Genomic DNA, 22,471 nt, shown 5'->3' with positions numbered 1-22,471 from the left:
CCGGGCGCGGGCGGGCTGCGTCCTCACCCACGTGATCACCACCGAGCGGAAGCGCCCGGCCGTGAGCGGAGCGGGGACCGCGGGGGGCTGCCTGTCCGCCGCCCTCGGCGCCGCCGCCGGGCTGGGCGCGTGGGCCGTCGCGGCCCCACGGCGGTGGCCCGGGGAATTCGAGACCAGCCCGGAGTGGAGTGTGCTCTACCTGGACTTCCCGGCCATGGTGCTGATCGGGGTGGCCCTGCCCCTCCTCTCCTGGACCGTCGCCTGCCGGACCACCGCCTCGCCCGTCCTGCGGACCGCGGCGGTCCTCGTCAGCACCGGCCTCTTCCTGGCCGCGGCCCTCGGCTGGTACGCGCCCGCCCGGGACACCCCGGGCAGTCTCTGACCCGGCCTCACGACGCCCTCGCCGCCGGAGGGTCCGGCGGGGCGGCCCCGGCACCCGCCAGGCCGCCTTCGGCACCGGACCCGCCCGCCACCGCCGTGCGGCAGCGGCGGCGGACCCGTGCCGGGCCTGACGGCCGACGAGCCGGTGACAGCCCCGGCACCCGGCCGGCTGCTCGACGCGCTCCTCAAGGCCACCCCGGGGGCAGCGCCCCGGACCGGCACCGGCGAGTCCTCGGTGTGCCGACGAGCCTGTCCGCCCGGCAGACGCTCCTGTACTGCCGACAGCCTGCCGAGGGACGCGCCGGCCCACCGGACGTCCGCACCGGACCGGCCCGGGCGGGGCTCTGCCCCCTGCGGAGCGCGCCTGAGACCACCCACCGACGAGCGGCGCGGTGCCGGGCAGCCGCCCGTGCCCCTGCCCGGGTTCCGGCGCCGGGCACCCCGCCCGGCACGTCGCGGCCGGAACGCCGCGTGGATCACGGAAGATCCCTGCATGGGATTCCTCGACGCCCTCTTCGGCCGCCGCAAGCAGATCCAGCCCAACCTGGACGACTGGTTCGCCCTCCCCTCGGCCGCGCTGGAGCTGGAGGCGGCCACCGGGTTCACCCCCGCGGGGCGGGGAGCCGTCTGCTTCACCGGCGTCGAGGGCGGGCAGTTCGCGCGGCTGAAGCAGGAGATCAGGGAGTTGCTGGACACCGACACGGCACAGGGCGGGCAGCCGGTGGAGTACAGCCAGGACCGGTACGGCTACACCTGGCTCCAGGTGGAGCAGCCCCCGGACGACCTCCCGGCCCTCGTCAACGACCTGCACACGATCAACAGCATGCTCCAGGACCACGGCTGGGGGCCCCAGCTCCTGTGCTCCCTCGTCGGCTTCACCGGCCCGGCCGACAGCCAGGAGGCGGGGCTGCCGCTCGGTCTGGTCTACCTCTACAAACGGGGCACCTTCTACCCGTTCGCGCCCCGCACCGGCAACCGCCGCGACAACGCGTTGGAGCTGCGCGTGCAGGGCGCGCTGGAGCACGAGCTGCCGCTGGAGGCGGACCTCGGCCGCTGGTACCCGCTGTGGAACAGTCCCGCGCTCAGCGGTCCGTGACGGTCCGGGCGCCGCCGGGCTCACGCCCCGGCTCGTCACCCGTGGTGTAGGACGAGGTGGAACCGGAGGCGCCGGCCGCCAGCCCGGCGAGGAGGAAGACCACCAGCAGCACGGTGGCGGGCGTCCCCAGGACCAGCGGCCGGGTGGCGGACCCGGCGCCGCCCAGGTTCTCGGTGACCCGGCCCACCTCCGCGGCCTCCTCGGCGTCGGTGCCCAGGGCACCCGGGCGGTCGCCGAAGAAGCCCTTCGGATACGCCGGGGTCAGCATCATGACGTACGCACCGGTGCGTACGCGGAAGCGCAGGAGGGCGGCGGACGCCTCGAAGAGGGGCTGCGGGACGCGGCCCCTGATCAGCACGATCAGCCACCAGACGAGGCCGAGCGTCCACCAGCCGCAGACGGCCGGCGCCTGCACGATCACCGCCGGGAGCATGAGGACGACGCGGAAGAGGACCGCGAGGCGGTTGAGCCGGTCGCCGCCGACCTCGACACGTACCGGGTGGGCGGGGGCGTGCAGGGCGAACGGCGGATACCGGTCGACCAGGAGCATCGCCTCGGCGTCCACCCGGGTCGTCCAGCCGAGGTAGCCGGAGAGGAAGCGGTACAGCGGGTCGGGGACGCGGGCGGTGGCGAGGGCGGCGAACCAGGCGGCGATCGTCGCGAACCAGGCGGCGACGTGCAGGAAGAACAGCACGACGAAGTGCGGGACGAGCAGCAGCAGCCGGAAGAAGACCGTGAGGCGGCGCTGGGGTCCCGGCGCGGGGATGTCGAGCTGCGGCAGGCGCTCCGGCGCAAAGGGCGGGGACGGCTGTGCCCACTGGCCTTCGGTCATGGCGGTTCGCTCCCGGCCCGCTCGGCGTGAACCCCCAGATTTCAGGCGTCGGGGCGGGCGGACAAGCCGTGACGGCCACGCGGGTGAACCGGCGGGCGGGCGCACGGGACCGCCGATCCGGCCGATTATTGGTATGGACATGCCCAGTAGTCACTTCTAAGCTCCTGCCGAGCCTGATTGAGAGCGCTCTCACCACTTCGGTTCCCACCCCCACCTCGCTGGAACGACGAAAGGGTCCCCCGTGAGACGCACCACCGCAGCACGTATCGGCCTGTCCTCCCTGCTGGTCGCCGGAAGCTGGGCCGCGTTCGGCCTGACCCCCGCGGCGAACGCCGCCCCGGCACCCGCACCCGTCGCCTCCAGCGCGGTGCTGGCCGGGATGGAACGCGACCTCGGCCTCACCCCGGCCGAGGCGAAGGCACGCCTGGCCGCCGAGAAGGAGGCGACCGCCGTCGAGCGGAGGGCCGAACGCGCGGCCGGCGCCGCGTACGGCGGTTCCTGGTTCGACGCCGAGACCAACTCTCTGGTGGTGGCGGTCAGCGACGGCGCCGCCGCGGACGCCGTGACCGGGGTGGGCGCCTCGGTCCGGCTGGTGGAGCACAGCGCGAAGACCCTGGACGCGGCGAAGGAGCGGATCGACACCCTGGACGCGCCCCGGGGCGTGGCCGGCTGGCGGGTGGACCCGAAGGCCAACAGCGTCGTGGTGAGCGTCGTCGAGGGCCGGGCGACCGAGAAGCCGGTGCGAGGCTTCGTGGAGCGGGCAGGCGCGATCGGCCCCGTCGAGGTGGAGACGGTGGCGGCGGCACCGGAGACCTTCGCGGCGGGCACCGTCGGCGGCGACCCCTACTACACGGGCAACGTGCGCTGCTCCATCGGCTTCTCGGTGCACGGCGGCTTCGTCACCGCCGGTCACTGCGGCGGGACCGGCCAGAGCGTCAGCGGCTGGGACGGCAGCGGGATCGGCTCGTTCCAAGGCTCCTCGTTCCCCGGTGACGACATGGCGTACGTCAGCGTCGGCAACGGCTGGTGGACCGAGCCGGTCGTCCTCGGCTGGGGCACCGTCTCCGACCAGTTGGTGCGCGGCTCGGCGGAGGCGCCGGTCGGCGCCTCCATCTGCCGGTCCGGCTCCACGACGCACTGGCACTGCGGCACGGTGCTGGCCAAGAACGAGACCGTGAACTACAGCCAGGGCGCGGTCCACCAGATGACCAAGACCAGCGTCTGCGCCGAGGGCGGTGACTCGGGCGGCTCGTTCATCAGCGGCGACCAGGCCCAGGGCGTCACCTCCGGCGGCTGGGGCAACTGCTCCGGCGGCGGTGAGACCTGGTACCAGCCGGTCAACGAGATCCTGGGCCGGTACGGGCTGACCCTGCACACGGCCTGACCCTGCACAACGACCTGACCCGCCAGGACGGCGGACCGGGTCCCCCGCGCGGCTCGGGCCGGCGCGGGGGGCCTCGCGTCACGGGCGGGGGCGAAGGATGGTTCAGCACGTTTGCCGCCGGTAAGGGGAGAATGGGAGGGAAAGAGCTGTTAGCCGGTGAGAGGTGCTCCGATGGCTGGTCGGCGGGGATCGCGGTTCGCGGGTGACCGGGGGCTCACCGCGCGCATGGTCATGACGATGTTCTTCATCGGGCTGCTGTACGTGGTCCTGGTGGGGGTGCTGCTGGCGGTGGCGCACGGCTCCTGGCCGCTGATCGTGCTGCTGGTCGGCGGCCTCTTCGTGGCCCAGTTCTGGTTCAGTGACTCCATCGCCGCGTACGGGATGGGGGCGCGGCAGGTCACCCGGGAGCAGGCGCCGGAGCTGCACGGGGCGGTGGACCGGATCTGCGCCCTCGCCGACATGGAGAAGCCGAAGGTGGCCATCGCCGACAGCGACGTGCCGAACGCCTTCGCCACCGGGCGCAGCGAGAAGACGTCGATGGTCTGCGTGACGACGGGCCTGCTGCGCCGCCTGGAGCCCGAGGAACTGGACGGCGTACTGGCGCACGAGATGTCCCACGTGGCCCACAAGGACGTGGCGGTCATGACGATCGCCTCGTTCCTCGGCGTGCTGGCCGGGGTGATCACCCGGGTGGCCCTCTGGGGCGGCCTGGCCCGCGGCGGACGCGGCGGCAACAACCAGGCCGGGCTGCTCATCATGCTGATCCCGCTGGTCAGCGCCGTGGTCTACGCAGTCGGTTTCCTCCTGACCCGGCTGCTCTCGCGGTACCGGGAGTTGTCGGCGGACCGGGGCGCGGCACTGCTGACCGGACGGCCCGCTGCGCTGGCCTCCGCGTTGACGAAGATCACCGGGCAGATGGGCCGCATCCCGACCCGGGACCTGCGCGAGGCCGAGCCGTACAACGCGTTCTACTTCGTGCCGGCCTTCTCCTCGGGGCAGAGCATGGCCCGCCTCTTCGCCTCGCACCCGACGCTGGAGCAGCGCCTGGAGCAGTTGCGGAAGATCGGCCGGGAGCTGGGGCGGCCCTGAGGCCGGGTCCGCCCCGGGCCCCGACGGCCGTCAGCGGGTGTGGCGGAATCCCCCGATGAGGCGGGCGTAGGTGTGGCCGCTGGTCTTCATCGTGCGGCGCTGGGTCGGGTAGTCGACGTGGACGAGGCCGAAACGCTTGTCGTAGCCGTAGGCCCACTCGAAGTTGTCCAGCAGGGACCAGGCGTAGTAGCCGTCGACCGGGGCTCCGGCGCGGGCGGCGCGGGCGCAGGCGGCCAGGTGGTCCCGGAGGTAGGCGGTGCGCTCGGGGTCGTGGACGGAGCCGTCGGGGGCGACGGTGTCGGGGAAGGCCGAGCCGTTCTCGGTGACGTGGATGGAGCGCGCGCCGTACTCGCGGGTCAGGCGCAGGAGGAGTTCCTCCAGGCCGTTCGCCTCGATCTCCCAGTCCATGCCCGTGCGCGGGACGCCCTCGCGGCGGACGGTGCGGACGTGCGGGTGGGGGGCGCCGGGGTCGTCGGCGACGACGGCCGGGAAGTAGTAGTTGAGGCCGATCCAGTCGAGGCGCTGGGCGATGGTGTCGAGGTCGCCGGGGCGTTCGGGCAGGTCGACGCCGTAGACCTCGCGCATGTCGGCGGGGAAGCCGCGGCCGTGGACCGGGTCGAGCCACCAGCGGTTGGTGTGGCCGTCCATGCGGCGGGCGGCGGCCCGGTCGGCCTCGCTGTCACTGGCGGCGTGGACGGTGGAGAGGTTGTTGACGATGCCGATCTTCGCGTGCGGCGAGGCGGCGCGGACGGCCTGGGCGGCGAGGCCGTGGCCGAGCAGCAGATGGTACGAGGCGTGGACGGCGGCGGTGATGTCGCGCAGGCCGGGCGCCATGGTGCCTTCGAGGTGCCCGATCCAGGCGGAGCAGAGCGGTTCGTTGAGGGTCGCCCAGCGGCCGACCCGGTCTCCGAGGCGGGCGGCGACGGTGCCGGCGTAGGCGGCGAAGTGCTCGGCGGTCTCGCGGGCGGGCCAGCCGCCCCGGTCCTGGAGCGCCTGGGGCAGGTCCCAGTGGTAGAGCGTGACGTTGGGAGTGATCCCGGCTTCCAGGAGGGCGTCGACGAGCCGGTCGTAGAAGGCGAGGCCGGGCTCGTTGGCGGGGCCGTCGCCCTGCGGGTGGACCCGGGGCCAGGCGATCGAGAGGCGGTAGGAGTCGACGCCGAGCCGCTTCATCAGGGCGATGTCCTCGGGCCAGCGGTGGTAGTGGTCGCAGGCCACGTCGCCGGTGTCGCCTCCGGCGATCTTGCCGGGGGTGTGGGAGAAGGTGTCCCAGATCGAGGGGGCCCGGCCGCCCTCGGCGACGGCGCCCTCGATCTGGTAGGCGGCGGTGGCCACGCCCCAGGTGAAGTCGGCGGGCAGCCCGCCGAGGTCGGGTGCGTCGAGGGCGGCGGGCAGGGGCGAGGGGTCGACGGTGGTCATGTGCGGTCCTTTCGGGAGCCTGGCGGGGCAGGGGGCGCCGCCGTGGCGGCGGCCGGGCGAGCGGCCTGGAGCGTTACGGGCGGCGGGCGGTGCGGCGGGCGGGCGGGGTCACTTGACCGAGCCCGCGGTGAGTCCGGCGACCAGGTGGCGCTGGAGCAGCAGGAAGCCGGCGACGACGGGACGCTGCCCCCAGGGCAGCAGGGCACCGGTGGCCTGGAGCGAGGAGGACCAGGTGTTGCCGATGTTGAGGACGTCGGGGCCCTGCCCGGAGGTGGCGGCGGCGAGGATGCGGTTGAGCAGGTCGGACCAGGGCACGACCTCGAGCTTTACCTTGATCCCGGTCTCCTGCTCGAACCTCTTCAGCCGGGGGTGAGGATCCTCTTGTCCGCCTCGGCGCTGGGGCCCTGGTTCGAGGCCCGGTAGACGAGTTCCCCGGGCCGGCCGGCGCCGCCGCCGGCGGTGCCGGTACCACCGCCGCAGCCTGCGGCCATGGTGGCCGGCGCGGTGACCGTGGCGGTGGTACAGGCGGCTCTGAATCTGCGCATGACGCGAGTCCCTTCCAGAAAGGAGAACATGCCAACTCGTGGCGGCCAGGGCGGAGGCGTGCGCGGACCCTATGACCTCACGGCTTAATTTAGGACGTGAGTTAAACCTCGGGGGAAGGTCGCGTCAAGGGTTCGCACACCGGTATGTTGCGGCCTGGGAAGGAGCCACATGGCCGAGAACCACAGACGGACCGTGCGCGACCTGCGGCGCGGCAACCGCGCCGCCGTTCTGCGACGGTTGTATTTCCAGGGCCCGATGAGCCGGCAGGCGCTGGGACCGGTGACCGGACTCAGCTCGGGGTCGATCAGCAACGTCGTCACCGAGCTGGCCGCCGAGGGGCTGGTCGAGGAGGCCGGGCTCGTCGAGTCCGACGGCGGACGCCCCCGCACCCTGCTGCGGGTCGCCCCCAGGGCCGGGTACCTGATCGGCATCGACATCGGGGAGACCCGGGTCCGCGCCGAGCTGTTCGACCTCGCCATGACCGAACTCGCCCGCTGCGAGCTGCCGCTGAGCGGCGGTGCCCGCGACATCGAGACCGTCGTCGCCCACACCGCCCGCTCCGTCGCCGCCGTGCTGGAGGAGTCGGGCGTCGCCGTCGAGGCGCTCACCGGCATCGGCGTCGGCGTGCCCGGCATCGTGGAACGCGCCCCGGGCGGTGCCGTCGTGCACGGCCAGACCGTCGGCTGGGACGCCGTCCCGCTGGAGGAGTTGCTGCGCGGCGCCACCGGCCTGCCGCCGGCCACCGCCTTCCACATCAGCAACGGCACCGTGGCGCTCGGCCAGGCCGAGATGTGGTACGGCGGCGGACGCGGCACCACGGACGCGGCCATCGTGCTCTTCGGCTCCGGCGTCGGCGCCTGCATCGTCACCGACGGGCAGATCCACGGCATCGACCACGGCACGCCTGCCGAGTTCGGCCACCTGACCGTGCAGGTGCGCGGCCGCACCTGCCGTTGCGGCTCACGGGGCTGCCTGGAGGCGTACACCGGCGCGCAGGCGATCCTGCGGCGCTGGCACGAGGCGGGTGGGCCCGGTCCCGAAGAGGCGACCGAGGAGCACGGCATCAACCGGCTGGTGGCGGCCGCGCGGCCCGCGGACGAGGGCACCGAGGCGGACCCGACGGCGCTGGCGATCCTGGACGACACCGCCGAGTACCTGGCGGCCGGCCTCTCCGACCTGGTCAACCTCTTCCAGCCGCAGCGCATCCTCATCGGCGGCTGGGCCGGGCTCCAGCTCGGGCCGCTGCTGCTGGACACCATCCGCGAGCGGACCCGCGGCTACGCCCTGCACCACCCCGGGCGGCACACCGAGATCACCCTCTCCACGCTCGGCCCCGACGCCATCACCCAGGGCGCCGCCACCCTGCCGCTCAACCATCTGCTGCACCACACCACCACCGCCCGGCCGCCGGCGTCCGCCGAACGGCTGCCCCGGTGAATAGGCGGGGCCCGCGCGGTCCATCCCTGTGAGAGGGCCGCCGGGCCCCGCCTCCCGCCCCGGGGCCGGGAGGGGCCGAACACACCGGGAGCGCGCCATGCAGAAGATCACCACCAATTTGTGGTTCGACGGACAGGCGGAGGAGGCGGCGGCCTTCTACACCTCGGTCTTCGAGGACTCCCGCGTCCTGGGCGTCGAACGGTTCACCGACGCGGGCCCGGGTGAGCCGGGCACCGTCGTCACCGTCACCTTCCAGCTCGCCGGCCAGGAGTTCGTCGCCATCAACGGCGGACCGGAGTTCACCTTCACCGAGGCGGTCTCGCTCTCGGTGGACTGCGAGACGCAGGAGGAGGTCGACCGCTACTGGGAGGCCCTGACCGCCGACGGCGGCGAGGAGGTGCGGTGCGGCTGGCTCAAGGACAAGTACGGGCTGTCCTGGCAGATCGTGCCGCGTGCGCTGGTCGAACTGCTGGCCTCCTCGGACCGTGCGGCCGCCACCCGCGCCACCCGCGCCATGCTGGAGATGAAGAAGCTCGACGTCCAGGCGCTGCGGGACGCCGCCGCGGGCGGCTGAGCCGGGCGCCGCCCCGGCCGCGTCCGGGGCGGCGCACCAGGTGTCAGGGCCGACCGGCCGGGTCGGTCAGGCCCTGCCGGCCGAGCAGCTCGCCGAGGCCGCGCCGGGTGGCGACCAGGACCACGCGGTCCTGGGCCCGCAGGACGTAGCCGGGGTGGACGTCCCAGGCCAGGGTGGGCGGGCGCTGCTCTCCCGGCATGGCGCCGAGGTGGTCGCGGCGCTCGTCGGGCCGGGCCGCGTCGAGGGCCACGACCCGCCAGGAGCCGGGGCGGAACGCCTCCTCGACGGTGCGGTCCTCGAACTCGGGGTGCCCCGCGACATCGAGCGCGGCGAAGACCAGCACCCGCCGCTCGACCGGGACGGCCCCGAGGATCTGGCGTCCCATCATGGCGACGGCGAAGGCCGGGGCGGAGAGCGTGGAGACGCTGCGGCTGCGGGTGCGGGCGGTGGGGTGGGCGGCGCGCAGGGTGCGGTAGACGGCGGTGGCGAAGGCGTCGTCGAAGAGGCGCAGCACCACCCGCAGGTCCTGTTTGACGCCGCGCGCGTAGAGCACGGCCTCCAGGTTGGTGGAGTCGACGCTGGTCAGCGCGAGCAGCGCGCGGGCCCGGTGGATCTTGGCCGCCTCCAGTACGCCTTCCTCGGTGACGTCGCCGATGACGGTCGGCACCCGCAGCCGCCGGGCCAGCGCGATGCCCCGGGCCTCCGGGTCCTCCTCCACGCAGACCACCGGCACCTCCATCTCGTGCAGGCGGCTGAGCACCCGGCTGCCGACCTTGCCGAGACCGAGCAGCACCACGTGGCCGCTGAGGCCACGCGGCGGACGGCGCAGGTGGGTGGCGGTGCGGAAGGTGCCGAGCGCCTCCAGGACGGCGGCGAGCAGGAACGGCAGGAGCAGCATGCCGACGACGGAGGCGAGCAGTTGCAGGACCTTCCGGGTCAGCACCTCCCCGTCCTCGACCGCGGGCTCGTTGATCGCCAGCAGGTCGAGCAGGGTCATGTGCATGGCGTGCAGCGGGCGCTCGTCGGTGGTGACGATGGCGACCACCGCCAGGCAGACGACAGCGGCCACCAGCCCCGCGACCGACCAACGAAGCTGCCGGGAGAAGAGGGAGCCGAGGGGCGCGCCGCGGCCTCGCAGGCGGCGGCGCGGGAGCTGCGGCACGGTGGTGCCGACGCGTTCCAGGACGACCGTGCCCCGGCTCCGGGAGTCGGCCACGTCGGCGTCGTCCGGGAGCAGGGAGGGCGTGTCGCCGTCACTGTCGGAGCCCTCGGCGCCCGCCGGGTCGCTGACCGTGGCGGAGAGCAGGGCGAGGGTGACCGGGGGCGGGTCTCCCGGGCGGCGCGGGAGGGAGGGGTCCCGCTCGGCGGCGCGCAGCAGGATGCCGTCGGCCTCGACGACCTTGCTCGACCCGGCGACGGCGGCCGCGGCGAGGGCGGGCGCGGCGGTGTCGGCGTCCGACATCACGGTGACCCCGGCGTCGACGTCCTCCAGGCCGGCGAGGTGGGCGGCCTGTTCGAGGAGTTCTTCGAGGTGCTGGCCGAGTTTGCGGTTGTAGAGGCGGATCACCAGCCGCAGGCGGGGGTTGAGGCGACGGGCGCGCAGGGCGGCGTGGATGTTGGTCTCGTCGTCGTCGTAGACGAGGGCCAGGGCCTCCGCGGTGTGCACGCGGGCGACCGCGAACGCCTCGTCGTCCGGAGCCGGTGTGTCCACCACCCGGACCTGGCCCGGCCGCCGTGCGGCCTCCGGGGCGGGGGGCGCGGCGGGGCCGGCGCCGTTGCCGGGGCCGCCGTTGCGGCTCATCACCGAGGAGACCCGGCCGAGCAGCAACGAGGCCCGGCCCGGCGGGCGGGCGGCGCCGGGCAGACCGGGACTGCGGCTCTCCGAACCGGCCGGAGTCAGCAGGACGACGCGGACCCGGTAGACGTCGGCGAGTTCGGCGGCGAGCCGCTGGGCGAGCGCGTCGTCCCCGCAGACCACCATGTGCGGGTCGGCGGGCGGGGACTGGCTCGGCACGGCGGAGGACGGGGTCGAGGCGAAGGACACGTGGACAGGGTGCCCTATCAGGGGCGCGCGGGGGCGATCTCGGGGGGCGGGGGCGCGTGAGGGGTGTGTGCGGGTTCGCGTACGCCCCGCTCCGCGAACGGGGTTCGCCCGCCCCCGGAGCCGGGAGCGGGCGAACACGGCGGACGACGGCGGTCACCGGCCGTACCGGCGCGGCCACCTGAGAGGCCGTCAGTGCCCGCGGGCGATCCACTCGTCGAGGTGGGGCGCCTCCTCGCCGATGGTGGTGGTGTCCCCGTGCCCGGTGCGGACCACGGTGTTGTCCGGGAGGGTGAGGAGGTGGTCCCGGATCGAGTCGATGATGGTCGGGAAGTCGCTGAAGGAGCGTCCGGTCGCACCGGGGCCGCCCTGGAAGAGCGTGTCGCCGCTGAAGACGGTGTGCAGTTCCGGGGCGTACAGGCTGACCGCTCCCGGGCTGTGGCCGGGGGTGTGCAGCACGGTCAGGGTCGTCCCGGCGACGGTGATCTGCCGGCCGTCGGCGAGATCGGCGTCGGGGCGGCGGGCCGGATGGGTGGTGTCCCAGAGCTCCAGGTCGTCCGGGTGGAGGAGGATGGGCGCGCCGTAGCGGTCGGCGAGGGCGGGAGCGGCGTCGATGTGGTCGTCGTGGGCGTGGGTGGAGACGATCGCCACGAGCTTCCGCTCGCCGACGACGGCCGCGATGGCGTCCGCGTCGTGGGCGGCGTCCACCACGATCACCTCGGTGTCGTCGCCGACGATCCACACGTTGTTGTCGACGTCCCAGGTGCCGCCGTCCAGCGAGAACGTGCCGCTGGTGACGAGGTGTTCGATGCGGGCGGCCATCAGAGGACCACCACCGAGCGCAGCACGTCACCCTGGTGCATCCGGGCGAACGCCTCCTCCACGTCGTCCAGGCCGACGGTCTCGGTGACGAACGCGTCGAGGTCGAGCCGCCCCTGGAGATAGAGGTCGATGAGCATCGGGAAGTCCCTGGAGGGCAGGCAGTCGCCGTACCAGGAGGACTTGAGGGCGCCGCCGCGGCCGAAGACGTCGAGGAGGGGCAGTTCGATGTTCATCTCCGGGGTGGGGACCCCGACCAGGACGACGGTGCCGGCCAGGTCCCGGGCGTAGAACGCCTGCCGGTAGGTCTCGGGGCGGCCGACGGCCTCGATGACCACGTCGGCGCCGAAGCCGTCGGTGAGTTCGCGGATGGCCTCCACCGGGTCGGTCCCACGGGAGTTGACGGTGTGGGTGGCGCCGACGGAACGGGCCTTCTCCAGCTTCCGGTCGTCGATGTCGACGGCGATGATCCGGCGGGCTCCGGCGAGGCGGGCGCCCGCGACGGCGGCGTCGCCGACGCCGCCGCAGCCGATGACGGCGACCGAGTCGCCGCGGCCGACTTCGCCGGTGTTGATGGCCGCGCCGATACCGGCCATCACGCCGCAGCCGAGCAGCCCCGCGGCGGCCGGGGAGGCGGCCGGATCGACCTTGGTGCACTGCCCGGCGGCGACCAGGGTCTTGTCGGCGAAGGCGCCGATGCCCAGGGCGGGCGTCAACTCGGTGCCGTCGAGGAGAGTCATTTTCTGCTTCGCGTTGTGCGTGTCGAAGCAGTACTGCGGACGGCCGCGCTTGCAGGCCCGGCACTGGCCGCAGACGGCGCGCCAGTTGAGGATCACGTAGTCGCCGGGGGCCACCTCGGTGACGCCCTCGCCGACGGACTCCACGACGCCCGCCGCCTCGTGGCCGAGGAGGAACGGGAAGTCGTCGTTGATGCCGCCCTCCCGGTAGTGCAGGTCGGTGTGGCAGACGCCGCACGCCTGGATGTCGACGACGGCCTCGCCGGGCCCGGGATCGGGCACGACGATCGTCGTGATCTCCACGGGCTCGCCCTTGGCGCGGGCGATGACGCCCCGCACGTGCTGTGCCATCTCTGGTGCCTCTCCTCTTCGTCGTGCGGCGCGGTGGCGCCGTCCGGTGACACGGCGCGGCGGTACGCGCCCGTCGCGCGCCGGTCGCTGACACCAGGATCACAGATCGCCGGGCGCGAGGCGGAGGCGGGACGGGCCGGGTCGCCGGACCCGCCGCGGGGAGCGGCCGGGGGCGGGTCGTGGCCGGGCGGGCCACCGCCCCGCAGGTGGAAGCGGGTGCGGGCGGACCGGGTGACCGTCCCCGGATTCACTCGTTTGACGGAGTGCTCCACCGCCGTCCCCCTGTTGAGCGAAAGGCTCCCCGATCCCATGGCGCCCCTCCCCCACCGTCCCGACGCCGCACCGCCCGCCCGGATCGGGCTCGACCGGGCCGAGGCGGTGGTGGTCGAGCGTTACGCGCGACTGGTCCGCCTGGCCCATCTGGTGCTGCCGCCCGCGCTGGGCCGCCACCGGCGGATCCTGCTGGCCCACGGCGTGGTGCAGCGGGCCCTGCCCGGCCTGACCACCGGACGCGGCGAGGTCCCGGTCCCGGAGGGCGGCACGGACCCGGCCGGCTACGCCTGGGTGCGCGGCCGAGTCCTGTCTGCCGCCCTCTCCTTCGAGCGCCGGCCCCGGCTCTGGCCACGTCGCCTGCCGCCGCCGCGCGCCCTGCGGCCGGGGCTGCCCGTCGTGTGGGGGCTGCGGTTCCTCCCCCGGGCGGGCGGTACGGAGGAACTGGCGCTGGACCGGGCGCTGGCGGGGGTCTCGGCACCGGCCAGGGCCGCCTTCGCGTTGGCGGCCCTGGAGGAGTTGGGGGCGCGGGACGTGGCAGCGCTGCTGGCGGCGGCCGGGGTGGCGGAGCCCGACGCGGCCCTGGCGGAGGCCGCCGGGGTGCGGGCCCGGACCGGCGAGTCGGCGGGGGTGCTGCCGGCGTCCCACGAGTTCGACCCGTGCCAGGTGCGGGCCCGGCCGACCGATCTGCTGAGCCGCCGCCGCGGCAAGCGGCTGACCGGGGTGGGGCTCGCCGCGGTGGCCGCCTCGTGCGCGCTGGCGGTGGCCTCTCCGGCCCCCGCACCGGCGCCCGTCCCGGCCGGTGGCGGTACGAGGGGCGAGGTGGCGCCGGTCGCCGGGACCCGGGACGGCGCCCCGGCACTGGGCGCCCGATCGCTGACCCGCACGGACGCCGGCCAGTGGACGGACACCTCCCGGATGGACTTCACGGCGTGGCCGCCTCGTGGCGGCCGCGTGGAGGACGCCCGTCTGCTGGGCCGGGCACTGCGTGCCTGGCGAGCGCCGGAGGCGGCCGAGGTGACGCTCGTCCGCTCGCGGGCCACGCCGGTGAAGGCGCCGGCGAGCCCGCCGCGGCTGCTCTACGCGGGCGACGTGACGGGCTCGGCGGTGGTCCTGCTGCACGACGGCGGCCGCGTCGCGCGCTACACCGAACCACTCGACGGCTCCGCCCCGCCCTCGCTGGAGGTGGCCAGGACCGACGGGGCCGACGTGACGACGGCCGCGGCGCTGGTGGTCAGCCGCACCGAGAGCGGGGTGCGGTTCCTGCTCGCCCCGTGGGTGAGCGAGGCCGGGACGCGGGACCTGCTGCGGCCGGGCGGCGCCGGGCAGAAGCTCCGGGTCGCCGGGGACGGCGTGACGGAGGCGGTGGCCGGGCCCCCGGTCGCGGGCACCGCCTGCGAGCGGTGGCCGGTGGTGCGGCTGCGTTCCTCGTCCCGGATCGCGGAGGACCACGCCTTCCTCGTCACCGACCTGGGCGAGCTGACGACGGCCCACCTCTCCTACACGCCACCGCCGGGTGGGCGGGCCCCCGCCCGGTCGCCGCGCGAGGCGACCGGGAAGGCCGCGCTGGCGGCGTGGGCCCGGATCGGGTGCCGCCTGGCCGGCCTGGAGCGCGGCGGGGTGCGGTCCGTGAACACCTGGGACTTCGCCGAGCAGGACCTGCCGGAGAAGGCCGGGCGGGCGGTCTGGGGGTGCACCCGGATCGGTACCTGGCGGGGGCCGGGGCGGGTCCTGGTCCATCTGCGGCTGCCAGGCGGGCGGGCGGCGCCGGTGCGGCTGATCGGGGAGAGCGGCCCCACCGCCGCGTGCGGCCGGTTCGGCCGGCACCTGGTGGCGAGCACCGCGTGGCGGGCGCCGTCGGGCCGCTGGTACGCGCTGGCGGCGGGCAGCCGTGAGGTGCGGGCGCTGACGGTCTCCGGGCACGAGCGGGAGCGGGGCCGGACCCAGGCCCTGGGGACGGGCGGTGCGCCGGACCCGCGGGTGACCGGCCGGCTGCCGGGCGGGGACGAGGTGGCGGAGCTGGACTACCGCTGAACCGGCACCGGCCGGGGCGGGCGCCGGCCGCCGCCCCGGTCAGCGCAGGTCGAAGACGAGGCGGGCGGAGACCCGTCCGCCGAGGACCTCGTCGATCGAGGTGTTGACGTCCTCCAGCCGGCGGCTCTCGCGGACGACGCGGGTGCGGCCGAGCCGGTGGAGCCGGAAGACGTCCGCGAGGTCCTCGCGGGTGCCGACGATGGAGCCGGTGACGGTGGTGCCGTTCAGGACGGTGTCGAAGACCGGGACCGACAGTTCGCCCTCGGGCGGCAGCGCGACCAGGACGAGGGTGCCGCCCCGGTTGAGCGAGGCGTAGGCGGCGCGGAAGGAGTCGTTGCTGACGGCGAGGGAGATGGCCGCGTCGGCCCCGCCGAGCCGCCCGACCTCCTCGGCCACGTCCTGGGTGCGGGCGTCGATCACGTGGTCGGCGCCGAGTTCGCGGGCCAGCTCCAGCTTCTCGTCGGTGATGTCGACGGCGATGGTCTCGGCACCGAAGATGCCGGCGTACTGGAGGGCGAGGTGGCCGAGCCCGCCGATGCCGGAGACCAGGGCCCGCTTGCCGGGCCGGGCACCGGAGACCTTGACCGCCTTGTACGTGGTGACACCTGCGCAGGTCAGTGGCGCCGCGTCGAGCGGGTCGACGCCGTCGGGGACGGGGACGACGTAGTCGCCGTGGGCCAGGGCGTACTCGGTGTGGGTGCCGTCGACCGAGTAGCCGCTGTTGCGCTGCTCCGGGCAGAGCGTCTCCCAGCCGGTGACGCAGTACGTGCAGTGCCCGCACGCCTCGGCCAGCCAGGGGATGGCGACCCGTCGGCCGATGCCGATGTGGTCCACCTGGTCGCCCCTGGCCTCCACCACCCCGATGCCCTCGTGTCCGGGGACGAACGGCGGGCTGGGCTTGACCGGCCAGTCGCCGTGTGCGGCGTGGATGTCGGTGTGGCAGAGCCCGGAGGTCTCCATCCGCACCAGCACCTGGTGCCGCGCGGGCTCGGGCACCTCCCGCTCCTCCACCACGAGCGGCTCGGTGAAGCTACGGACAACGGCTGCCTTCATGAGGTGCTCCCTGCGCTGCGGACGGGTGGCGCGTCACGCCGTCCAACAGGCTAGTTCGCCCCTCTTGACCACGCTTGCCCGGAAACGGCGTCCGCCGCCCTCCCGGCGTACCGGAGGACGGCGGACGCGTCCACCACCCGGAGCCCCGCCCTGCGGGGCCGGCCTCAGCGGATGGGCATGCCCGCCAGGGTGCGGGCGATGACCAGGCGCTGGATCTCGCTCGTGCCTTCGAAGATGGTGTAGATGGCCGCATCCCTGTGCATTCGCTCCACCGGGTACTCACGGGTGTAGCCGTTGCCGCCGAGGATCTGGATGGCCTGGCCGGTGACCTTCTTCGCCGTCTCACTGGCGAAGAGCTTGGACATGGAGCCCTCGGCGGCGGTGAACTGCTTGCCGTTGACCGCCATCCAGGAGGCACGCCAGACCAGCAGCCGGGCCGCGTCGACGGAGGTCCGCATGTCGGCGAGCTGGAAGGCGACACCCTGGTTGTCGATGATCGGGCGGCCGAACTGGGTGCGGGTCTTGGCGTACTCCAGGGCCTCCTCGTAGGCGGCGCGGGCCGTGCCGACGGCCATCGCGCCGACGGCCGGTCGGGACGCCTCGAAGGTGGCCATGGCGGCGTTCTTCACGCGCTCGCCGCCGCTCTTCGCGCGCTCCCGGGCGCGGGCGAGGCGCTCGTCGAGCTTCTCCTTGCCGCCGAGCAGGCAGGAGCCGGGGACGCGGACGTCCTCCAGGACGACCTCGGCGGTGTGCGAGGCGCGGATGCCGTGCTTCTGGAACTTCTGCCCCTGGGAGAGGCCGGGGGTGTTCGGCGGCACGATGAAGGAGGCGTGGCCCTTGGAGCCCAGTTCCGAGTCGACCACGGCGACGACCACGTGGACGTTGGCGATGCCGCCGTTGGTCGCCCAGGTCTTGGTGCCGTTGAGCACCCATTCGTCCTTGGCCTCGTCGTAGACGGCCCGGGTGCGCATCGAGGCCACGTCGGAGCCGGCGTCGGGCTCGGAGGAGCAGAAGGCGGCGACCTTGACGTCGTTCACGTCGCCGTACATCTGGGGTATCCAGGTGCCGATCTGCTCCTCGGTGCCGTTGGCGAGGACGCCGACGGCGGCGAGGCCGGTGCCGACGATCGACAGGGCGATGCCCGCGTCCCCCCAGAAGAGTTCCTCCATCGCCATGGGGATGCCGAGACCGGTCGGGTCGAAGTACTGCTGCGCGTAGAAGTCGAGGGAGTAGATTCCGACCTTGGCGGCTTCCTGGATGATGGGCCAGGGGGTCTCCTCGCGCTCGTCCCACTCGGCGGCGGCCGGGCGGATCACGTCGGCGGCGAAGCCGTGCAGCCAGTCCCGCACCTCTTTCTGCTCGTCGTTGAGCTCCATGGTGAACTCGGCCATGACCCCTCCAGCTGCTTGTTACTTGCGGTAACCCGAGTCTGTTACCGGTCGGTAGCATCTGTCAACCTCCGCCACCGGGGCTCCCCGGCCCGGCCGCCCGGTCACCGTCGGCGACCTCCAGGGTGTTACGTTGCCGAGGCGTCACGATTGAGCAGCCGGCGGGGAGAATCCATGGAGACCACACAGCGGACCGCCGAGCAGCGGGCCGCCCAGCGGCGCCGCGAGCTGCTGGACGCCGCGGACCGCGTGGTCCTGCGGGACGGCCCCGGCGCCTCGATGAACGCCATCGCCGCCGAGGCCGGCATCACCAAGCCGATCCTCTACCGCCACTTCGGCGACAAGGGCGGCCTGTACAGCGCCCTGGCCAAGCGCCACACCGACGCGTTGCTCGCCTCGCTGCGGGCGGCACTGGACGCTCCGGCCGACCGCCGCGAGCGGGTGGAGGCCACTCTCGACACCTATCTGGCGGCCATCGAGTCGCGCCCGCAGGTCTACCGCTTCCTGATGCATCCCGCCGAGGGCGCCGCGGGCGAGCCGGGAGCGGGCGACAGCCCCTTCGACGCGGGCCGGCACTCGGCACCGCTGCTGCGGCTGATGGGCGAGGAGCTGGCCGACGTCATCGCCGAGCGCGTCGACCTCGGGCCCCGCGGCGACGAACTGGCCCGGGCCTGGGGCCACGGCATCGTCGGCATGATGCACGCCGCCGGCGACTGGTGGCTCTCGGAGCGGCCCTGCGGCCGGGCGGCCCTGGTGAGCGCCCTGGCCGACCTGCTGTGGGGGCGGCTGGCGGCGGCGGGGGACAAGGCCGGCGGGCCGGGGTTCTGACGGCGGCCCAGGCGGCATCCGCCTTCCCAGGGCAGTGCTCTACCTCTCCTCCCCCGCCCAGGGAGCCCGGGCCGCCGCCCGCAGCACCCGGCGGCGGCGCAGACCGGTGAGCCGGTCGATGTAGAGGGTCCCCTCCAGGTGGTCGGTCTCGTGCTGGAGGCAGCGGGCGAAGAAGCCGCTGCCGTGCACGGTGCGCGGCTCGCCTCTCAGGTCGACGCCCTCGGCCACCGCATGGTCGTACCGCTCGGTGCCCGCCTCCAGCCCCGGCAGCGACAGGCACCCCTCCGGTCCCCGGACCACCACGCCGTCGGCCTCGGTCAGGCGGGGGTTGACGAGGTGGCCGAGATGGCGGCGGTCCTCGTCGTCCGGGCAGTCGTACACGAAGACGCGCAGCGGTACGCCGATCTGGTTGGCGGCCAGGCCCACCCCCCGGGCGGCGTACATGGTGGCGAAGAGATCCTCCACCAGGCGCTCCAGCGCGGGGCCGAAGTCGGTGACCTCCTCGCAGGGGGCGGCGAGGACCGGGTCGCCGAGCAGGGCCAGGGGCCGGACACGTCCGGCGCTGCCCGGAATGGAACGCTGTCGCATGGCGATCAGCGTACGCAGGACGGCGTGGCGGGTGAGCGGCCAGGTGCCGTGGTTCGGGCCCCGGCGCGTCAGTCGATAGGCTGATCCCGACCGCACGCCTCCCGGCCGGTGTGCGGTGCCCAGGGGCGACAGCCGTAACACCGACGGTGCGACGGCGGGCCGCCAGGTGTGAGGCGCGGGCGCGGACGCAAGGAGGAGCTAGGACGATGGCAGGCAACACGGAGCCGCTGTCGCCGCGGGCCAAGCTGGCCGTGACGGCGGGAAAGGCGGCGGCGGCGGTGTCCCGCGCCGCGGGCCGCGGCAGCGGATCGGTGATCGGCGGCAAGGTGGCCCTCAGGCTCGACCCCGATCTTCTGGCCCGGCTCGCGCAGCACCTGGACGTGGTCCTGGTCTCGGCGACCAACGGCAAGACGACGACGACCCGGCTGATCGCCGAGGCGCTGCGGGCGGCGGGGCCCGTCGTCTCCAACGCGCTCGGCGCCAACATGCCCGCGGGCATCACCTCGGCGCTGGCGGGCGGTTCGGACGCCAAGTTCGGTGTGATCGAGGTCGACGAGAAGTACCTGGCGGGGGTGGCCCGCGACGTCACGCCGAAGGCGATCGCGCTGCTCAACCTCTCCCGCGACCAGCTCGACCGCGCCGCGGAGACCCGCATGCTGGCGGAGAAGTGGCGGGAGGGCCTGGCCGGTTCGAAGGCCGTCATCGTCGCCAACGCCGACGACCCGCTGGTGGTGTGGGCCGCCTCCTCCTCGCAGCAGGTGGTCTGGGTGGCCGCCGGTCAGGCGTGGAAGGACGACGCCTGGTCGTGCCCGTCCTGCGGTGGCGTCATGCAGCGCCCCGGCGACGACTGGTTCTGCGGCCAGTGCGGCTTCCGCCGTCCGACGCCGACCTGGGCGCTCACCGGCGACCACGTCCTCGACCCGCACGGCTCCGCCTGGCCGATCCACCTCCAGCTGCCGGGCCGGGCCAACAAGGCCAACGCCACCTCCTCGGCGGCCGTCGCCGCCGTCTTCGGTGTGCCGCCGCAGGTGGCACTGGAGCGGATGTACCAGGTACAGGCGGTGGCCGGGCGGTACGACGTGGTGTCGTTCCTCGGCCGGGACCTGAGGCTGCTGCTGGCGAAGAACCCGGCCGGCTGGCTGGAGACCTTCTCGCTCATCGACCCGCCGCCCACGCCGGTCGTCCTCTCCGTCAACGCGCGCGGCGCGGACGGCACGGACACCTCGTGGCTGTGGGACGTCGACTACACGCAACTGGCCGGGCACCCGATCTTCGTCATCGGCGACCGCAAGCTGGACCTGGCGGTGCGCCTGGAGGTCGCGGGGCTGGACTTCCGGGTCTGCGAGACCCTGGACGAGGCGGTGCAGTCGGCGCCGCCCGGCCGGATCGAGGTCATCGCGAACTACACCGCGTTCCAGGACGTGCGCCGCCGCGTCGGCAACTGATCCGCCCCAGCCCGTAAGGACACCACAGCATGAGCGACAACAGCCTGCGTCTGGTCTGGGTCTACCCGGACCTCCTGAGCACCTACGGCGACCAGGGGAACGCCCTGGTCGTCGAGCGCCGGGCCCGGCAGCGGGGGCTGGACGTGACGCGGATCGACGTCCGCAGCGACCAGCCGGTGCCGACCTCCGGCGACATCTACCTGATCGGCGGCGGTGAGGACCGCCCGCAGCGGCTCGCGGCCGAGCGGCTGCACCGTGACGGCGGACTCTCCCGCGCCGTCGGCAACGGCGCCATCGTCTTCTCGGTCTGCGCCGGTTACCAGATCCTCGGCCACGAGTTCGTCAACGACCAGGGCCAGCGCCAGTCGGGTCTCGGCCTGCTGGACGTCGTCTCCACGCGGGGCGAGGGCGAGCGGTGCGTCGGCGACGTCCTCGGCGACATCGACCCGCGCCTGGGCCTGCCGCAGCTGACCGGCTTCGAGAACCACCAGGGCGTCACCCACCTCGGCCCCTCGGCCAGCGCCTTCGCGCAGGTCCGGATGGGCCGCGGCAACGGCACCGGCGACGGCACCGAGGGCGCCTTCAACGGCACCGTCTTCGGCACGTACATGCACGGCCCCGTCCTCGCCCGGAACCCGCTCATCGCCGACCTGCTGCTGAAGCTGGCGCTGGACGTCAACGCGCTGCCGCCGGCCGACGACCGCTGGTACGAGGCGCTGCGGGCCGAGCGGATCGCCGCCGCGACCCAGCAGCCGGCCTGACCGCGACCGGTCTTCCCGAGCGTCCCACGGCGCCGCTCCCCGACCCGGGGGCGGCGCCGTCCGCGTACCCGCGCAGGCCAACCGGCGTGCCCTCGGCGGGAGTTCCCCGCAAGCCACTGGGCTGCGTCAACTCCGCTCAAACGACGGCCTCTTCGCACACTTGACAGACGTCCAGCAGGCGGACTCCGGATTCGGACACGGGCCCTCGGCGCCGGTAGGGTGGCGGCCATCCAGCCGGACGACGCGGTCCGGTCTCCGCCCACGTTGCAAAGGTTTTTGCGGGCCATGCGTATTGGTGTCCTCACCTCCGGCGGCGACTGCCCCGGTCTGAACGCCGTCATCCGTTCGGTCGTGCACCGCGCCGTGGTCGACCACGGTGACGAGGTCATCGGATTCCACGACGGCTGGAAGGGCCTGCTGGAGTGCGACTACCGCAAGCTGGACCTGGACGCCGTCTCCGGCATCCTGGCCCGCGGCGGGACCATCCTGGGCTCCTCACGGGTGCAGCCCGCCCATCTGCGCGGCGGTGTCGAGCGGGCCCGCGGCCACCTCGCCGATCTCGGTCTCGACGCGATCATCCCGATCGGCGGCGAGGGCACCCTCAAGGCGGCCCGGCTGCTGTCCGACGCGGGCCTGCCGATCGTCGGGGTGCCGAAGACCATCGACAACGACATCGCTGTCACCGACGTGACCTTCGGCTTCGACACGGCCGTCGGGGTCGCCACCGAGGCGCTGGACCGGCTGAAGACCACCGCCGAGTCCCATCAGCGCGTGCTGATCGTCGAGGTCATGGGCCGGCACACCGGCTGGATCGCGCTCCACTCGGGCATGGCGGCCGGCGCGCACGCCATCGTCGTGCCCGAGCGGCCCTTCGACATCGAGGAGCTGACCCGGGTGGTCGGCGAGCGGTTCTCGATGGGCAAGAAGTTCGCCATAGTCGTCGTCGCCGAGGGTGCGAAGCCCCTTGAGGGCACCATGGAGTTCGACGTCGGCGGCACCGACATCTACGGCCACGAGCGGTTCGCCGGGGTGGCCCAGCAGCTCTCCATCGAGCTGGAGCAGCGGCTCGGCAAGGAGGCCCGCGCGGTGATCCTCGGCCACGTGCAGCGCGGCGGCACCCCCACCGCGTACGACAGGGTGCTGGCCACCCGGTTCGGCTGGCACGCGGTGGAGGCGGTGCACCGCGGCGAGTTCGGGAGGATGACGGCGCTGCACGGCACGGACATCGTGATGGTGCCGCTCGCCGAGGCGGTCGAGACGCTGAAGACGGTCCCCGAGGACCGGTACGCCGAGGCGCAGACGGTCCTCTGACCGCGCCCGCGCGCCGCCACGCGCACGAAGGACGCCCCCGGCCGCCGACGCGGCCGGGGGCGGCTCTAGTCTGGTGCGGACATCCCGTAC

Annotated in this window: 19 protein-coding genes and 1 pseudogene; 11 read left to right on the top strand and 9 right to left on the bottom strand. The window is 74.1% G+C overall.

Going from position 1 to position 22,471, the window contains the following annotated elements; genetic code table 11:
• The first annotated feature begins 31 nt into the window (after positions 1 to 31).
• The gene (locus tag Sdia_RS14990; protein WP_189500314.1) at positions 32 to 382 is read left to right on the top strand and encodes a hypothetical protein; all 351 of its coding nucleotides are present in this window, start codon (positions 32 to 34) and stop codon (positions 380 to 382) included.
• Positions 383 to 874: 492 nt separating this feature from the next.
• Positions 875 to 1,477, top strand: coding sequence for a PspA-associated protein PspAB (gene pspAB / locus Sdia_RS14985; protein WP_100455617.1), 603 nt, complete (start codon positions 875 to 877; stop codon positions 1,475 to 1,477).
• Here the strand turns inward: pspAB and Sdia_RS14980 are convergent.
• On the bottom strand, positions 1,464 to 2,309 hold the full coding sequence (locus Sdia_RS14980) for a DUF4389 domain-containing protein (protein ID WP_100455616.1): 846 nt from the start codon (positions 2,307 to 2,309) through the stop codon (positions 1,464 to 1,466). The genes pspAB and Sdia_RS14980 overlap by 14 nt on opposite strands.
• A 241-nt stretch (positions 2,310 to 2,550) precedes the next feature.
• Between Sdia_RS14980 and Sdia_RS14975 the strand changes: the two genes are divergently transcribed.
• Together Sdia_RS14975 and htpX are read left to right on the top strand one after the other, a co-directional pair.
• On the top strand, positions 2,551 to 3,693 hold the full coding sequence (locus Sdia_RS14975) for a S1 family peptidase (protein WP_100455615.1): 1,143 nt from the start codon (positions 2,551 to 2,553) through the stop codon (positions 3,691 to 3,693).
• A gap of 171 nt (positions 3,694 to 3,864) precedes the next feature.
• Complete coding sequence (gene htpX, locus Sdia_RS14970; RefSeq protein WP_100455614.1) at positions 3,865 to 4,782, top strand: zinc metalloprotease HtpX; 918 nt, start codon at positions 3,865 to 3,867, stop codon at positions 4,780 to 4,782.
• 30 nt (positions 4,783 to 4,812) lie between these two features.
• On the opposite strand, the gene Sdia_RS14965 is transcribed toward htpX, so the two are convergent.
• Together Sdia_RS14965 and Sdia_RS14960 are read right to left on the bottom strand one after the other, a co-directional pair.
• Positions 4,813 to 6,198: a GH1 family beta-glucosidase gene (locus tag Sdia_RS14965; protein WP_100455613.1), complete on the bottom strand. Its 1,386-nt coding sequence runs from the start codon at positions 6,196 to 6,198 to the stop codon at positions 4,813 to 4,815.
• A gap of 180 nt (positions 6,199 to 6,378) precedes the next feature.
• Positions 6,379 to 6,743, bottom strand: a pseudogene (locus tag Sdia_RS14960) (extracellular solute-binding protein); the annotation flags it as partial.
• 169 nt (positions 6,744 to 6,912) lie between these two features.
• Here Sdia_RS14960 and Sdia_RS14955 point away from each other — a divergent pair.
• The gene (locus tag Sdia_RS14955) at positions 6,913 to 8,181 is read left to right on the top strand and encodes an ROK family transcriptional regulator (RefSeq protein ID WP_229831403.1); all 1,269 of its coding nucleotides are present in this window, start codon (positions 6,913 to 6,915) and stop codon (positions 8,179 to 8,181) included.
• 97 nt (positions 8,182 to 8,278) lie between these two features.
• On the top strand, positions 8,279 to 8,755 hold the full coding sequence (locus Sdia_RS14950) for a VOC family protein (protein WP_100455612.1): 477 nt from the start codon (positions 8,279 to 8,281) through the stop codon (positions 8,753 to 8,755).
• A 43-nt stretch (positions 8,756 to 8,798) separates the two neighbouring features.
• Here Sdia_RS14950 and Sdia_RS14945 read toward each other — a convergent pair whose 3' ends face one another.
• The 3 genes from Sdia_RS14945 to Sdia_RS14935 form a co-directional block, all read right to left on the bottom strand.
• Positions 8,799 to 10,799, bottom strand: a complete 2,001-nt coding sequence (locus Sdia_RS14945; RefSeq protein WP_100455611.1) for an NAD-binding protein — start codon at positions 10,797 to 10,799, stop codon at positions 8,799 to 8,801.
• A gap of 189 nt (positions 10,800 to 10,988) precedes the next feature.
• Complete coding sequence (locus Sdia_RS14940) at positions 10,989 to 11,618, bottom strand: MBL fold metallo-hydrolase (protein WP_100455610.1); 630 nt, start codon at positions 11,616 to 11,618, stop codon at positions 10,989 to 10,991.
• Positions 11,618 to 12,703: an S-(hydroxymethyl)mycothiol dehydrogenase gene (locus Sdia_RS14935; protein ID WP_124288269.1), complete on the bottom strand. Its 1,086-nt coding sequence runs from the start codon at positions 12,701 to 12,703 to the stop codon at positions 11,618 to 11,620. Before Sdia_RS14935 ends, Sdia_RS14940 begins: the two co-directional genes overlap by 1 nt.
• A gap of 309 nt (positions 12,704 to 13,012) precedes the next feature.
• Here Sdia_RS14935 and Sdia_RS14930 point away from each other — a divergent pair, with 309 nt between their 5' ends.
• Positions 13,013 to 15,007, top strand: coding sequence for a hypothetical protein (locus Sdia_RS14930; protein ID WP_115068369.1), 1,995 nt, complete (start codon positions 13,013 to 13,015; stop codon positions 15,005 to 15,007).
• A 39-nt stretch (positions 15,008 to 15,046) separates the two neighbouring features.
• Here Sdia_RS14930 and Sdia_RS14925 read toward each other — a convergent pair whose 3' ends face one another.
• Together Sdia_RS14925 and Sdia_RS14920 are read right to left on the bottom strand one after the other, a co-directional pair.
• Positions 15,047 to 16,060 carry a zinc-dependent alcohol dehydrogenase gene (locus tag Sdia_RS14925; RefSeq protein WP_115068370.1) on the bottom strand — a complete coding sequence of 338 codons (1,014 nt, stop codon included), beginning with the start codon at positions 16,058 to 16,060 and terminating at the stop codon, positions 15,047 to 15,049.
• A 164-nt stretch (positions 16,061 to 16,224) separates the two neighbouring features.
• The gene (locus Sdia_RS14920) at positions 16,225 to 17,451 is read right to left on the bottom strand and encodes an acyl-CoA dehydrogenase family protein (RefSeq protein WP_033238848.1); all 1,227 of its coding nucleotides are present in this window, start codon (positions 17,449 to 17,451) and stop codon (positions 16,225 to 16,227) included.
• Positions 17,452 to 17,622: 171 nt separating this feature from the next.
• Between Sdia_RS14920 and Sdia_RS14915 the strand changes: the two genes are divergently transcribed.
• On the top strand, positions 17,623 to 18,276 hold the full coding sequence (locus tag Sdia_RS14915) for a TetR/AcrR family transcriptional regulator (protein WP_100455606.1): 654 nt from the start codon (positions 17,623 to 17,625) through the stop codon (positions 18,274 to 18,276).
• 39 nt (positions 18,277 to 18,315) lie between these two features.
• On the opposite strand, the gene def is transcribed toward Sdia_RS14915, so the two are convergent.
• Entirely contained in the window at positions 18,316 to 18,864 is a 549-nt protein-coding gene (gene def, locus Sdia_RS14910; RefSeq protein WP_100455794.1) for a peptide deformylase, read from the bottom strand.
• Between the two features lie 206 nt (positions 18,865 to 19,070).
• On the opposite strand from def, the gene Sdia_RS14905 reads away from it, so the two are divergent.
• The 3 genes from Sdia_RS14905 (at position 19,071) to Sdia_RS14895 (ending at position 22,381) form a co-directional block, all read left to right on the top strand.
• Positions 19,071 to 20,309, top strand: coding sequence for a MurT ligase domain-containing protein (locus Sdia_RS14905; protein ID WP_100455605.1), 1,239 nt, complete (start codon positions 19,071 to 19,073; stop codon positions 20,307 to 20,309).
• A 29-nt stretch (positions 20,310 to 20,338) separates the two neighbouring features.
• The gene (locus Sdia_RS14900) at positions 20,339 to 21,070 is read left to right on the top strand and encodes a type 1 glutamine amidotransferase (RefSeq protein ID WP_100455604.1); all 732 of its coding nucleotides are present in this window, start codon (positions 20,339 to 20,341) and stop codon (positions 21,068 to 21,070) included.
• A gap of 285 nt (positions 21,071 to 21,355) precedes the next feature.
• Positions 21,356 to 22,381 carry a 6-phosphofructokinase gene (locus Sdia_RS14895; protein ID WP_100455603.1) on the top strand — a complete coding sequence of 342 codons (1,026 nt, stop codon included), beginning with the start codon at positions 21,356 to 21,358 and terminating at the stop codon, positions 22,379 to 22,381.
• Positions 22,382 to 22,471: the final 90 nt, after the last annotated feature.

The organism is Streptomyces diastaticus subsp. diastaticus (assembly GCF_011170125.1).
Taxonomy (GTDB): domain Bacteria; phylum Actinomycetota; class Actinomycetes; order Streptomycetales; family Streptomycetaceae; genus Streptomyces; species Streptomyces diastaticus.
This window is presented reverse-complemented; position numbering and strand designations above follow the sequence as displayed.

What these genes read in the sequence shown, in the direction of transcription:
- pspAB (WP_100455617.1), top strand. Translation starts at nt 875, where the DNA reads ATGGGATTCCTCGACGCCCTCTTCGGCCGCCGCAAGCAGATCCAGCCC.
- Sdia_RS14980 (WP_100455616.1), bottom strand. Translation starts at nt 2,309, where the DNA reads ATGACCGAAGGCCAGTGGGCACAGCCGTCCCCGCCCTTTGCGCCGGAG.
- htpX (WP_100455614.1), top strand. Translation starts at nt 3,865, where the DNA reads ATGGCTGGTCGGCGGGGATCGCGGTTCGCGGGTGACCGGGGGCTCACC.
- Sdia_RS14965 (WP_100455613.1), bottom strand. Translation starts at nt 6,198, where the DNA reads ATGACCACCGTCGACCCCTCGCCCCTGCCCGCCGCCCTCGACGCACCC.
- Sdia_RS14955 (WP_229831403.1), top strand. Translation starts at nt 6,913, where the DNA reads ATGGCCGAGAACCACAGACGGACCGTGCGCGACCTGCGGCGCGGCAAC.
- Sdia_RS14950 (WP_100455612.1), top strand. Translation starts at nt 8,279, where the DNA reads ATGCAGAAGATCACCACCAATTTGTGGTTCGACGGACAGGCGGAGGAG.
- Sdia_RS14940 (WP_100455610.1), bottom strand. Translation starts at nt 11,618, where the DNA reads ATGGCCGCCCGCATCGAACACCTCGTCACCAGCGGCACGTTCTCGCTG.
- Sdia_RS14935 (WP_124288269.1), bottom strand. Translation starts at nt 12,703, where the DNA reads ATGGCACAGCACGTGCGGGGCGTCATCGCCCGCGCCAAGGGCGAGCCC.
- Sdia_RS14930 (WP_115068369.1), top strand. Translation starts at nt 13,013, where the DNA reads ATGGCGCCCCTCCCCCACCGTCCCGACGCCGCACCGCCCGCCCGGATC.
- Sdia_RS14925 (WP_115068370.1), bottom strand. Translation starts at nt 16,060, where the DNA reads ATGAAGGCAGCCGTTGTCCGTAGCTTCACCGAGCCGCTCGTGGTGGAG.
- Sdia_RS14920 (WP_033238848.1), bottom strand. Translation starts at nt 17,451, where the DNA reads ATGGCCGAGTTCACCATGGAGCTCAACGACGAGCAGAAAGAGGTGCGG.
- Sdia_RS14915 (WP_100455606.1), top strand. Translation starts at nt 17,623, where the DNA reads ATGGAGACCACACAGCGGACCGCCGAGCAGCGGGCCGCCCAGCGGCGC.
- def (WP_100455794.1), bottom strand. Translation starts at nt 18,864, where the DNA reads ATGCGACAGCGTTCCATTCCGGGCAGCGCCGGACGTGTCCGGCCCCTG.
- Sdia_RS14905 (WP_100455605.1), top strand. Translation starts at nt 19,071, where the DNA reads ATGGCAGGCAACACGGAGCCGCTGTCGCCGCGGGCCAAGCTGGCCGTG.
- Sdia_RS14900 (WP_100455604.1), top strand. Translation starts at nt 20,339, where the DNA reads ATGAGCGACAACAGCCTGCGTCTGGTCTGGGTCTACCCGGACCTCCTG.
- Sdia_RS14895 (WP_100455603.1), top strand. Translation starts at nt 21,356, where the DNA reads ATGCGTATTGGTGTCCTCACCTCCGGCGGCGACTGCCCCGGTCTGAAC.